12 protein-coding genes and 1 tRNA gene are annotated in these 11,455 nt (G+C 66.5%); 1 reads left to right on the top strand and 12 read right to left on the bottom strand.

Translation table 11 applies throughout. The features are described from left to right. Positions 1–42: 42 nt before the first annotated feature. The 5 genes from ACU18_RS12765 to gcvH all read right to left on the bottom strand — a co-directional run bounded on the left by ACU18_RS12765 (position 43) and on the right by gcvH (position 3,133). Positions 43–636: a MerR family transcriptional regulator gene (locus ACU18_RS12765; RefSeq protein WP_050686082.1), complete on the bottom strand. Its 594-nt coding sequence runs from the start codon at positions 634–636 to the stop codon at positions 43–45. Between the two features lie 233 nt (positions 637–869). Next, entirely contained in the window at positions 870–1,373 is a 504-nt protein-coding gene (locus ACU18_RS12760; protein ID WP_050686081.1) for a bifunctional nuclease family protein, read from the bottom strand. Further along, the gene (gene ftsR / locus ACU18_RS12755) at positions 1,373–2,089 is read right to left on the bottom strand and encodes a transcriptional regulator FtsR (protein ID WP_050686080.1); all 717 of its coding nucleotides are present in this window, start codon (positions 2,087–2,089) and stop codon (positions 1,373–1,375) included. Before ftsR ends, ACU18_RS12760 begins: the two co-directional genes overlap by 1 nt. A gap of 23 nt (positions 2,090–2,112) precedes the next feature. Continuing rightward, a complete protein-coding gene (locus tag ACU18_RS12750) occupies positions 2,113–2,589 on the bottom strand; it encodes an FHA domain-containing protein (RefSeq protein WP_050686079.1) in 477 nt (158 codons plus the stop codon). A gap of 157 nt (positions 2,590–2,746) precedes the next feature. Further along, complete coding sequence (gene gcvH, locus ACU18_RS12745) at positions 2,747–3,133, bottom strand: glycine cleavage system protein GcvH (protein WP_050686078.1); 387 nt, start codon at positions 3,131–3,133, stop codon at positions 2,747–2,749. A gap of 169 nt (positions 3,134–3,302) precedes the next feature. On the opposite strand from gcvH, the gene ACU18_RS12740 reads away from it, so the two are divergent. Continuing rightward, on the top strand, positions 3,303–4,172 hold the full coding sequence (locus tag ACU18_RS12740) for an Fpg/Nei family DNA glycosylase (protein ID WP_050686077.1): 870 nt from the start codon (positions 3,303–3,305) through the stop codon (positions 4,170–4,172). A 12-nt stretch (positions 4,173–4,184) separates the two neighbouring features. On the opposite strand, the gene ACU18_RS12735 is transcribed toward ACU18_RS12740, so the two are convergent. The 7 genes from ACU18_RS12735 to ACU18_RS12705 form a co-directional block, all read right to left on the bottom strand. Next, positions 4,185–5,774, bottom strand: a complete 1,590-nt coding sequence (locus ACU18_RS12735; RefSeq protein ID WP_050686076.1) for an ABC-F family ATP-binding cassette domain-containing protein — start codon at positions 5,772–5,774, stop codon at positions 4,185–4,187. Between the two features lie 59 nt (positions 5,775–5,833). Further along, positions 5,834–5,910, bottom strand: a tRNA-Pro gene (locus ACU18_RS12730). Positions 5,911–6,057: 147 nt separating this feature from the next. Then, positions 6,058–7,608: a ribosome biogenesis GTPase Der gene (gene der, locus ACU18_RS12725; protein WP_050686075.1), complete on the bottom strand. Its 1,551-nt coding sequence runs from the start codon at positions 7,606–7,608 to the stop codon at positions 6,058–6,060. Further along, a complete protein-coding gene (locus ACU18_RS12720; protein WP_050686073.1) occupies positions 7,605–8,300 on the bottom strand; it encodes a lysophospholipid acyltransferase family protein in 696 nt (231 codons plus the stop codon). The genes der and ACU18_RS12720 overlap by 4 nt, the downstream gene beginning before the upstream one ends. Before the next feature lie 31 nt (positions 8,301–8,331). Then, positions 8,332–9,045, bottom strand: coding sequence for a (d)CMP kinase (gene cmk / locus ACU18_RS12715; protein ID WP_050686071.1), 714 nt, complete (start codon positions 9,043–9,045; stop codon positions 8,332–8,334). Continuing rightward, the gene (locus ACU18_RS12710; RefSeq protein ID WP_050686069.1) at positions 9,045–10,154 is read right to left on the bottom strand and encodes a prephenate dehydrogenase; all 1,110 of its coding nucleotides are present in this window, start codon (positions 10,152–10,154) and stop codon (positions 9,045–9,047) included. The genes cmk and ACU18_RS12710 overlap by 1 nt, the downstream gene beginning before the upstream one ends. Positions 10,155–10,157: 3 nt before the next feature. Next, a complete protein-coding gene (locus ACU18_RS12705) occupies positions 10,158–11,363 on the bottom strand; it encodes a pseudouridine synthase (protein ID WP_050686067.1) in 1,206 nt (401 codons plus the stop codon). Positions 11,364–11,455: the final 92 nt, after the last annotated feature.

Raw genomic sequence — 11,455 nt, 5'->3', positions numbered from 1 at the left:
GGCCCTTTCTCGTTGCCTGGTTGGCCGGGTTCCAGCCTGGTATCAGCTGATCTTCCGTGCCGCCCGGCGTTTACTCAGTTCGTCGTCGGGAAAGGACTGTTCGGCTGCGTGTTCGCTGGGAAGGGAAGCGAGACTGCCTTCCACCTCACGCCAGACGCGGCCCACGGCGATGCCGAACACCCCCTGGCCGCCCTGTACAAGATCAATGACTTCGTCCGCGGAGGTGCACTCGTAGACGCTGGCGCCGTCGCTCATGAGCGTGATCTGGGCCAGGTCCTCCACTCCGCGCTCCCGCAGGTGTTCCACCGCTGTGCGGATCTGCTGCAGCGAAACCCCGGTGTCCAGGAGCCGCTTGACCACTTTCAGGACCAGGATGTCCCGGAAGCCATAAAGGCGCTGGGAACCGGAGCCGGCGGCGCCGCGGACAGCGGGTTCCACCAACCCGGTGCGGGCCCAATAGTCCAGCTGGCGGTAGGTGATGCCAGCGGCCTTGCACGCCGTAGGGCCGCGGTAGCCCGCGTCCTCGTCCAGGACCGGGAGATCCTCCGTGAACAGGAGTCCCTGGGCTCCGCTGACGGGCAGAGCAACGCCGGCAGTGGGCTGTTTCAGCCCGCCTGATTCGCCTTTGGGACTCACCTGGATCCTCCTTGTTGTGCGCTCCCGGGAACAACTGCAGCGTCATCAGGCACAAAGGCCATGAATGTAATTTCCGCAGGGCGCACTTTCCAGTGTGACTTGCCCGGCTGCCGTAAGCAATGGGAACTTGATACTTCGACGTTAGGCCCGGCGGGGCACAAGGTCAAAGACGTTGACGGCTTTGCGCAGGCGTGTCGAAACTTTCAGCCTCAACTTTAACCTTAACGTGACCTTCAGCTGTCGAAATCCTCGGGTTCCACGTCGTCAAGGAACTCCCGGAACCGGCGTAGCTCGCGCTCCTCGTCGGCGGTGGGTCCCGGCTGGGTGTCCTCACCCTCATCGTGTTCGGTGATCCGCACGCCCGCCTCATCCATCACGGAGTCGGCACACCAGATGCGGCATTTCGCCCGGAGCGCCACGGCCAGGGCGTCCGATGCCCGGGAACTGACGGTGGTCCCATTGTCGAACTGGAGCTGGCCGTAGAAGATGTTGTCCTCAACGGCAACGATATTGACGCTGACCACGGCGTGGCCCAGGGATTCCACCACGTCCACCAGGAGGTCATGGGTCATGGGCCGGGGCGGGACCACTCCCTGCTGCGCCAGCGCAATGGCACTCGCCTCAGGGGTGCCGATCCAGATGGGTACGTGACGTTCCCCGTGGATTTCCCGGAGAAGTACCAGGGGCTGGTTGGAGGGCAGTTCGATCCGCACGCCCACGATTTCCACTTCAATCATCAGATGTCCATGCGGGAGATGTGGTCCTGCACCAGGGCGCGGTGGAGGGTGAGGCAGAGGTCGCTGATTTCGCGGGCGGCCTCGGCGGCCCGGGCCTGCGACGCGGCGTCCTTCCGGGATGCCAGCGGGGCGACAACGCGCTCCACGAGCCCGAACTCGCGTTCGGCCGCGGCCTGGAACGGCCGCAGGTGGCGGGGTTCGAGCCCGTGGCTTTCCAGCTGCACACAGGCGCGGGCCACCTGGAGGGCATGTTCCTCGAACCGGCCACCGGTGTGGGTGATCAGGCCAAAGCTCAGGAGCGACTGCAGGAGGGGAACGCTGGCACCGGATTCGGTGCGGAGCTGTTCCTCAGTCAGGGTCCGGCCTCGGTTCTGCAGCTCGGCAGCGAGTTCGTCGGAGACGATCCGGGGTGAGACCACAACACCGGGCGGCAGGTTTTCCGGCCGCTCTCCCCTGTCAATGGCGTCAAGGTAGTCCTTGATGACTTTCAGGGGGAGGTACTGGTCCCGCTGCAGGGCCAGGACAAACCGGAGCCGCTCAACGTCGCCATCGGAATACTGCCGGTAACCTGCGGGGGTGCGCCGCGGGTTGATAAGTCCCTTTTCTTCAAGGAACCGGATTTTGGACGCGGTCATGCCGGGGAAGTCCCCGCTGAGCTGCGCGAGGACTTCGCCGATGTTCAGGACCTGGGGTCCCCGGCGTTCGGGTTGTGCCATTGCCACAGGCAGTGGTCCCCGGGTCAGCTGCGGCCTGCAGCGCTGGCAGGGCTCAGGTAGAAGGTGAGGCGGAATTTGCCGATCTGGACTTCGCTGCCGGACTTGAGCTCCACGCTGTCCACCCGGTCGTGGTTGACGTACGTGCCGTTCAGGCTGTTGCGGTCCACCACTTCGAAGCTTTTGGCGGTGCGGCGGAACTCGACGTGCCGCCGGGAGACCGTAACGTCGTCAAGGAAAATATCAGCGTCCGGGTGGCGTCCGGCGGTGGTGACGTCCGAATCCAGCAGGAAACGGGCACCGGCGTTGGGGCCGCTGTGCGCCACGAGCAATGCCGAGAACGCGGGCAGCGCTTCCACGGAGGAGCGTTCCTCGGTGGAGAGTTTCGGGGCTATGGTGGGCTCGTCCGCCACCGGTGTGAGATGGATCGAGGTGGTCTCCGACGCTCCAGCCGCACCCGTGCCGTATTCCCCGTCGGCAGGGTTCTGTGTGTGGCCAGCCATGGATTCCTCCTCATTTCCGCAGCGGGCGCGCGCCCGCTTCCAACGATTACCCACCGGCCCTGCCCAGCAGGTCCGGCTCCGGCACCCCATCCTGTAGCTGACGTGCGGAGACGCCGTGCCTGGAACGCTGGGGCCGGACCGGATTTACCGGTTGGCTTTAGCCTACCTGCTGTTCGTACTCGGATGCACTGAGCAACGACTCAACGGCGTCCGCTTCGGCAAGTTTGACCTCGATGAGCCAGCCGTCACCATAGGGATCGGTGTTGATCAGGGCCGAATCACTGTCCAGCGACTCGTTGCGGGCCACCACTTCGCCGCTGACGGGAGCGTAGATGTCGCTGACGCTTTTGGTGGATTCAACCTCGCCCACCACTTCGTTCGCCGTAACTTTGGTGCCGGCTTCGGGCAGTTGGGCATACACCACGTCACCCAGCGCGTCCTGCGCGAAGTCGGTGATGCCTACCCGGACCACGCCCTCGGCGTTGGGAGCGGTGACCCACTCGTGTTCGGCGGTGTAGGACAGCTCTTCGGGAATGTTGCTCATCAGGGGCCTTTCAATCGGCTCGGACACCAAGGTCAACGCCGGCCCTGAAACGGACCGCCGGTGAAAGTATAGGCATATCCGGTGGCTGCATTCGCGGGGCTTTTGCGACAAGATGGGACCCATGAGTGGACGCGCCCGCACCCGCTGCCCGGAACCGGGCCGGTAGGACATGCCGGAGATGCCGGAAGTGGCCGGCCTGGCCGGATTCCTGGACGAGCACCTTCGGGGCGCCGTGGTGTCCTCGGTGCAGATTGTGTCGTTCGCGGTCCTCAAGACGGCCGACCCGCCGTATTCGGCGCTGGAAGGCCGGACGGTGGACGGTGTGCGCCGGTTCGGGAAGTTCGTCAGCATCGATGCCGGTGGCCTGTCCCTGGTGTTCCACCTGGCCCGTGCAGGATGGGTCCGTTTCACCGACTCCCCCGCAGCCGGCCGGCTGAAGCAGGGCAAGGGCTACATTGCCGCACGGCTGGCGTTCGAGGGTCCGGACGGTCCCCACGGCTTTGACCTGACCGAGGCCGGTACGCGCAAGAGCCTTGCCGTCTACGTGGTGCGTGACCCCCAGGAGGTGCCGGGGATCGCTTCGTTGGGGCCGGATCCGTTCAGTACAGGGTTCGACGCCGGCACCTTCGCGGAGATCCTGCGGGCAAGTCCGCAGCAGATCAAGGGGGTCCTTCGAAGCCAGGGCATTATTGCCGGGATCGGTAACGCCTACAGCGACGAGATCCTGCACGCCGCGCGCATTTCACCGTTCGCGATCGCCAAGTCCCTGGCTGCCGACGAGGTGGCAGCCCTGTTCGCTGCCATCCACACCATCCTCGGTGCGGCGCTGGCCGAGGCCCGGGGCAAGCCGCCGCAGGACCTCAAGGACGTCAAAAGAAGCCACCTGCGGGTCCATGCCAGGACCGGGCTGCCCTGCCCGGTATGCGGGGACACCGTCCGCGAGGTCTCCTTCGCGGACACTGCCCTGCAGTACTGCCCCACGTGCCAGACCAAGGGCAGGATCCTGGCAGACCGCCGGACGTCGAAGTTCCTGAAGTAAACCCCGGAGGTACTAGGCGGCCCGGACTTCCACGGTTCCGTCCACTGCCCCGCCAAACACAATCAGCTGGTTGGCGATCTTGTCCGTGAAGAACCTGTCGTGGCTCACCACCACCACGGCGCCCGGGAAGTGCAGCAGGGCGCGTTCCATCACCTGGGTGCTGGGCAGGTCCAAATGGTTGGTGGGCTCGTCGAGGAGCAGCACGGCCGCCCCGGACAGCAGGCATTGGGCCATGGCGACGCGGGCCCGCTGCCCGCCGGACAGTTCACGGATGCGCTTCTTCTTGTCCGCCTCGGAGAACTGGAACATGGTCAGGAAGCGTCCCACCGACTTGCGCGTGGCGGTGAGGGCCAGGCTGTCGGGCATGGCGTTGACCGCGTGGGTGAGGGTGTCGTCGTCGTCCAGGTCTTCGAGGACCTGATTGTAGGAGATGACTTTGGCGCCGGCAGCCCAGGCTACGGTGCCCGTGTCAGCTGTTTCCTCGCCGGTGAGGACGCGCAGCAGGGTGCTTTTGCCGCTGCCGTTGGCGCCCCGCACCACGATCCGGTTCCGGCGGCGGACCTCGAAGTCGAGGCCGGCGAACAGCGTGCGGTCCCCGTACCCTTTGCCCAGCCCGTTGACCCGGCACAGCACGTCCTTGACGTGCAGGCCGCGGTAGATTTCGGTGATGATTTCGTCCACGGGACGAGGCGCCCGGGATTTCCTGATGCCGGCCAGCTGTTTGTTCAGTCCCTTGCTGGCGGCTTTGGCGGCCTCGCGCCTGTCGGCGATGCCCTCCGCTTCAAAGGCCAGCAGCTCGGATTCGTGCACAAACTGGGCCTCGAGGCTCTTGAGCCGGAACTGTTTTGTGACGACGTACTCGGCGAAGTTTCCGGGGTATTCGTGGAGGTGGAAGTTCTCCACTTCCACGATGCGGGTGGCGACGGAGTCAAGGAACTTCCGGTCGTGGGAAACGATGATGGCTGCGCCCTTGAAATCGCGGAACCACGCTTCCAGCCATTCCACCCCCTGGATGTCCAGGAAGTTGGTGGGTTCATCCAGGAGCAGGACGTCCGGTTCCTCCAGAATGATCCTGGCGAGGGCCGCGCGGTTACGCCAGCCGCCGGAGAGGTCGTCGATGGCGCAGGTCCGGTGCGCTTCCACAAAACTGAGCTTGGTCAGGGCCTGGTCGATCTTCCGGTGGTAGTCCCACCCGTCGAGCCGGTCCATGGCTTCGAACAGTTCGGCCTGCCGGACAATCAGCCGGTCCTGCTCAGGGCCGCCTGCGGGATCGGCGGCGATCGCGGCGTCGATGGCTGCCAGTTCGGCCTCGACTTCGTGGACCTCGACGAACAGGGCGTCAAGGACCTCGGTGATGGTGGCGGTGCCATCCAGTTCGGAGAACTGGGAAAAGTACCCGATCCGGATGCCCTCATCCACGGATACGGTGCCGGACTCGGGTTCCACCTGGTCCAGGACGAGTTTGAGCAGCGTGGTTTTGCCGGAGCCGTTCCGGCCGATCAGGCCAACCCGGTCTTTGGCGTCGAGGCGGAAGAACGCCTCGCGCAGGATCTGCGTGTTCTCGAAACGGACGTGGACATCGTTCAATCGAACCAGGCTCACTGCGGTCCTTCCTGCTTAAACGGAAAAAGCACCCGATGTTCGGGTGCTTTTTCCTTATTTGGTCGGGCTGACAGGATTTGAACCTGCGACCCCTTGACCCCCAGTCAAGTGCGCTACCAAGCTGCGCTACAGCCCGCTGGTTCCGCCGTTCTCCGCTGTATGTCCACCCCGAATTCCTTCAGGATTTCCATCAGCAGTCCGGCCGAACCACCTAGAAGAGCTTACACGATTCCGGAGGGTGCCTGTGACACTTTCCGGCTGTTGCCTTCCAGGTGTGTCGGAATTAACGCTTCTTGCCGCGTTTTTCCCGGACACGCATGTTGACCTCGATGGGTGTTCCTTCGAAACCAAACGTTTCCCGGAGCCGGCGGGTGATGAACCGGCGGTAGCCCGGATCCAGGAATCCGGTGGTGAACAGCACAAACTTCGGCGGCCTGCTGGAGGCCTGGGTGCCGAAGAGGATGCGGGGCTGCTTGCCGCCGCGGACGGGGTGCGGGTGGGCCGCCACGAGTTCGCCGAGGAAGGCGTTGAGGCGGCCTGTGGCGATGCGCTTGTCCCAGCTTTCCAGGGCCAGGTCCAGGGCAGGCACCAGGCGGTCCTTGTGCCAGCCGGTCAGCGCGGAGATGTTGACGCGCGGAGCCCAGGCCACGTGGGCCAGGTCCCGTTCGATTTCCTTCTCCAGGTAGCTGCGGCGTTCGTCGTCAAGCAGGTCCCATTTGTTGAAGGCCAGGACCATGGCCCGGCCGGATTCGATGGCGAGCTGCAGGATGCGGACGTCCTGTTCGCTGAGGACCTCGTCCACGGCCAGGAGCACCACGGCGACCTCGGCTTTTTCGAGGGCAGCCTGGGTCCGGAGCGAGGCGTAGTAATCCGCGCCCTGGGCCATGTGCTGGCGGCGGCGGATGCCTGCGGTGTCAACAAACCGCCAGGTCCGGTCGCCGAGTTCGATGAATTCGTCAACCGGGTCCCGGGTGGTGCCGGCGGTGTTGTCCACCACCACGCGCTCGGAGCCGGCCAGCTTGTTCAGCAGCGAGGACTTGCCCACGTTGGGACGGCCGATCAGGGCGATCCGGCGCGGACCGCCGGAGCGTTCCACCCCCTCGATGGTGGAGAACTCGGGCAGGGTCTCGATCACGTGGTCGAGGAGGTCCGCGACGCCGCGGCCGTGCAAAGCCGAGACGGGGTACGGCTCGCCGAAGCCGAGGCCCCAGAGTGCTGCCGAGTCGGCTTCCTGGGCGAAGTCGTCCACCTTGTTCGCCACCATGATGACGGGCTTCTTGCTGCGGCGCAGCATTTTCATCACGCCTTCGTCCGTGGCAGTGGCGCCGACGGCGGAGTCCACCACAAAGAGCACGGCATCGGCCAGCTCCACGGCCATTTCGGCCTGCTCGGCAACGCGGGCGTGGATGCCGCGGGCGTCGTGCTCCCAGCCGCCGGTGTCCACCAGGGTGAAGTTCTGGCCGTTCCAGTTGGCGGCGTACATCACGCGGTCGCGGGTGACACCGGGGGTGTCTTCCACCACCGCTTCACGGCGGCCCAGGATACGGTTGACCAGCGTGGACTTGCCCACGTTGGGCCGGCCGATGATGGCCAGGACCGGGTCCAGCTGGACGGGACCGTCAAAGTCCGCGTCGTCGTAGTCCCCGCTGAGCAGGGCGGCGTCGTCCTCGTCGAGGTCGTAGTCAGCCAGGCCGGCCCGGAGGGACGCAGCGCGGAGCTCCGCCTCGTCGTCGCCGATCGCTGCCATCCGCTCGGCCACCTGGTCGGAGCCGGTGGGGGTGTATTCGTCTTCGCCGGCGCCGGAGTGGCCGGATGTTTGAGTCGTATCGCTCATTGCATTGTCCTTAAGGTCTGATCTGCCGGCGTCCCGGCTACTGCTGTCAAGTCTGTGTGGTCCCCGGTGCCGGGCAACCGCTGTCCGCTGAGGCGGACTGCGTCCTGGACGTGCCCCGCCAGGGCTGCGCGGATCTCCTGCGCCGCCCTGTCCATTGAAGCACGCCCGCTTTCCCCGGCCCTGCGGCCCAAGGTGAGGGCCCCGCCGAAGCTGACGTGCAACCGCCGGCCCGGCCGGGGCACTGAGTCGAGGTGTTCGCCCCCGGTCCTGGTGCCCAGGATGGCGACCGGCACCACCGGGGCGCCGGTCTGCAGGGCCAGCCAGGCCACGCCGCTGCTGATGCCCGCGGCTTCACCGCTGCCCCGCGTTCCTTCCGGCAGGATGCCAACGCACCGGCCGGCGTCGAGCAGTTTGGTGCACCGCTGCAGCGCAGCCCGGTCCCCCGACCGGTCCACGGGAAGCTGCCCGGACGCGGTGAGGACCCGGCCCAGGAATCCCTTGAACATTTCCTGTTTGACCAGGATGTGCATGGGCCGCGGTGCTGCCCCGAACATCACGGGTCCGTCCAGGAAGCTGATGTGGTTGCCGGCGAAGATCACCGGGCCGCCGGTGGGGACGTTGTCCCTGCCGGTGATGGTGGTCCGGTAGATGAGGTGGTCCAGGACCCAGCCCACAGGCCGGCTCCAGGACATGGTCCAGCCGGCGGGTACAGCGGCTGTGCCCTTAGTCACGGTTCAGCACTTTCGTGACGATCACCAGGGCGGCATCCACCGTCTCCTCGAAGTCCAGGTCGGACGAGTCGAGGGTCACCACGCCGTCGGCTGCCTGGGTGAAGTTGACCACCGTGGAATCCCTGGCGTCGCGGTGGGTTACCTGCGCTGCCAGCTGCTCCGCGCTTTGGGTGCCGCCCAGCTGGATGCCGCGCCGGCGCAGGCGGGCCTCTTCGCTGGCGGTGAGCAGCATCCGGACTTCGGCGCCGGGTGCGACGACGGTGGTGATGTCCCTGCCCTCGACGACGATGCGGCGGTGGTGCTTTTCAATAAGCGCCCGCTGGCGGCGGATCAGTTCGGTCCGGGCGCCGAGAGTGGTGGCCACGGCGCTGACGGCAGCGGAGATTTCCGGCTCCCGGATGGCATCCGTGACGTCCGTTCCGCGCACCCGGACAAAGTCCTCCTGTGGGCTGGAGCTGAGCTCAAGCACCAGGTCCCGGGAGGCCTGCTCCACGGCCGCCGCATCCTCCAGGTCCAGGCCCTGGTCAACGCAGTGCCAGGTCAGGGCGCGGTACATCGCGCCGGTGTCAAGGTAGGCAAGGCGGAGCCGGCGCGCCACTTCCTTGCTGACGCTGGATTTGCCGGAGCCAGAAGGCCCGTCGATGGCAACTACCAGCGGCCGGCCCACGCGGAGCGCGGGCATGGTGTCGAGAAGTTCCTGTGTCATTACGAAAGTACCCGCCATCCGCGGTCGTTAAGGGCTTCGATCAGGTGGTCGTGCTTGTTCGGCAACACAGACAATTCCACCATGCCGACGTTTTGTCCGGACGAGTGGTCCAGGCGCAGGTCCTCAAGGTTTACCCCGATTTCACCGATTTCGGTCAGCAGCTGAGCGATCTGGCCCGGTTTGTCGTCCACCAGGACCGTGAGCCAGGAGTAGGCCTGCGGGGGTCCGCCGTGCTTGCCCGGGATACGGGCCTGCCCGGCGTTGCCTTCGCTGATGAGCTGGGCAAGGTCAAGCCGTGCGCCGGGAGCGGTGGGCTGCTCAAGGGTGCCGATAAGCCGGTTCAGGTCGTCACGGACGCCATAGAGGATCTCCACCACCTTGGCGGCGTTGCCGCCAAGGATCTGAACCCACAGGGTGGGGTCGCTGGCGGCGATGCGTGTGACGTCGCGGAGCCCGTTGCCGGCCAGGGACAGCGCGTGCAGCGGCGTCCCCTGGAGCCGGCTGGCCAGCAGTGATGACATCACCTGGGGCAGGTGGGAAACCAGCGCCACGGCAGCGTCGTGCTCGTCCGCCGTGAACTGGGACACCACGGCACCCAGGTCGGCGCCAAGGGCCCTGGCCGCCTGCAGTGCAGTTCCGGAGGTTTCCGGGGTGGGGCAAACCACCCACGGCATGGAGGTGAAAAGTTCACCGCGCGCCGCCACCGGGCCGGACTTCTCCCGGCCGGCCATGGGATGGGTCCCCACGTACCGGGACAGGTCCGCGCCGGTGGCGCGCAGCCGGGCCAGGATGTCCGCCTTCACGCTGGCGATGTCAACAACCGTTGCCTGCGGGTAGTCGGCGAGGGCGCCGGCCACCACCTCGGCAGTGACGTCCGGCGGTGCAGCCACCACCACCAGCTGCGGGCTGCCGTTGCCCAGTTCAGGCAACGGCCGGCCCGCACCGATGTCCACGGCCACGGCCTGGTTGGTGGGCGAAGGGTCCGCGAGGAACACGGGAACCCCGCGGCCCCGCAGTCCCAGCCCGATGCTGGCACCGAGCAGTCCCGTGCCAAGGACCACCACGGGCCCGTCCAGGTGCCCGCGGCCCTGGCTTTGGAAAGCGGACATGCCTCAGAGTCCTACGGATGCCAGCAGGTGGCCGACTTCCTGCTTGCCGAGGTTCCGGATGCTGCCCTGGCGCTGGTCGCCGAGGCCGATGGGGCCCACCTTGACGCGCACCAGGCGCAGCACGGGGAAGCCTACGGCGTCGAACAGGCGCCGGACAATCCGGTTCCTGCCCGAGTGGAGCACCACTTCGATGAGCACGTGGCCGGGGGTGGAGTCCACCAGCCGGAAGGAGTCCACTGACGCGATGCCGTCCTCGAGTTCAACGCCGGCCTTCAGCTCAGCGCCGATGCCCTGGGGGAACGGCCCGCGGACCTGCACCAGGTAGGTCTTGGGGACTTCGTAGGAGGGGTGCGTCAGCCGGTTGGCGAGTTCCCCATCGTTGGTCAGCAGCAGCAGGCCCTCGGTGGCCACGTCGAGGCGGCCTACATGGAAGAGGCGTTCGCCGTGGTTGTGGCGGATGAAGTCGCTGATGCAGGGCCGGCCGTCAGGATCCTCCATGGTGGACACAACGCCCTTGGGCTTGTTGAACACCAGGTAGGAGAGGGTTTCGTCCAGCTGGATCCGCAGGCCATCCACGTGGATGACTGCGGTCTTGGGGTCGATCCGGACGCCGAGTTCGGTGACCACCTGGCCATCAACCTCCACGCGGCCTTCGGCGATCATCTCTTCGCAGACTCGGCGTGACGCCACGCCGGCCTGGGCCATGACTTTCTGCAGGCGGATGCCGTCGGAGTCGTGCAGGTCCGACTGGGGCACGTCGCCGCGGGGGCCTTTCTTCCGGGCGGGCCGGCGGACCGGGCCCAGGTTCTGGCCGAAGCGTTCGCTGCCGAAGGCCCGTGACGCGGCTGCGCCGGGCTTGCCGGTGCGCGGTTTGGCTTTCGGGGCGCCAGGGGTGCCGGGCAGTTTCTTGGCGCCGGGCTTGCGTGCTGCAGGCTTGCGCGACGCCGGCCTGGCCGGGTTCGCGTCCGGGCCGCGGCCGCTGTCCGTGGCCTCGAGGTCCGGATCGACGAAGCGTTCCTCGCGCGGTTTCGGGGCGCGGTGCGGCCGGTCGCCGCCGGCAAACCCGCCGCCGCCGTTGAATCCGGCGCCGCGCTTTGGCGCGCCGCCGCGGGAGCCGCCGTTGAAGCCGCCCCCCTGGGGGGTGTTGCGTCCGGAAGTGTTGCGTCCCGAACCGTTACGTGGTGAACCCTGGCGTCCCGCCTGTGTCATGACCCGTCCTTCAATGTTTTTGGCTCTTAAAGGTGTCCAAGGACAACCCTAACCAGCCGTGCAGACTTCGTCTGCCCTGATGAGTAATCTTG

It is taken from the genome of Arthrobacter sp. ZBG10, assembly GCF_001238605.1.
GTDB lineage: Bacteria > Actinomycetota > Actinomycetes > Actinomycetales > Micrococcaceae > Arthrobacter.
This window is presented reverse-complemented; position numbering and strand designations above follow the sequence as displayed.

What these genes read in the sequence shown, in the direction of transcription:
- cmk (WP_050686071.1), bottom strand. Translation starts at nt 9,045, where the DNA reads ATGACACAGGAACTTCTCGACACCATGCCCGCGCTCCGCGTGGGCCGG.
- ftsR (WP_050686080.1), bottom strand. Translation starts at nt 2,089, where the DNA reads ATGGCACAACCCGAACGCCGGGGACCCCAGGTCCTGAACATCGGCGAA.
- ACU18_RS12720 (WP_050686073.1), bottom strand. Translation starts at nt 8,300, where the DNA reads ATGTCCTGGAGCCGGCCTGTGGGCTGGGTCCTGGACCACCTCATCTAC.
- ACU18_RS12740 (WP_050686077.1), top strand. Translation starts at nt 3,303, where the DNA reads ATGCCGGAGATGCCGGAAGTGGCCGGCCTGGCCGGATTCCTGGACGAG.
- ACU18_RS12750 (WP_050686079.1), bottom strand. Translation starts at nt 2,589, where the DNA reads ATGGCTGGCCACACACAGAACCCTGCCGACGGGGAATACGGCACGGGT.
- der (WP_050686075.1), bottom strand. Translation starts at nt 7,608, where the DNA reads ATGAGCGATACGACTCAAACATCCGGCCACTCCGGCGCCGGCGAAGAC.
- ACU18_RS12705 (WP_050686067.1), bottom strand. Translation starts at nt 11,363, where the DNA reads ATGACACAGGCGGGACGCCAGGGTTCACCACGTAACGGTTCGGGACGC.
- gcvH (WP_050686078.1), bottom strand. Translation starts at nt 3,133, where the DNA reads ATGAGCAACATTCCCGAAGAGCTGTCCTACACCGCCGAACACGAGTGG.
- ACU18_RS12710 (WP_050686069.1), bottom strand. Translation starts at nt 10,154, where the DNA reads ATGTCCGCTTTCCAAAGCCAGGGCCGCGGGCACCTGGACGGGCCCGTG.
- ACU18_RS12760 (WP_050686081.1), bottom strand. Translation starts at nt 1,373, where the DNA reads ATGATTGAAGTGGAAATCGTGGGCGTGCGGATCGAACTGCCCTCCAAC.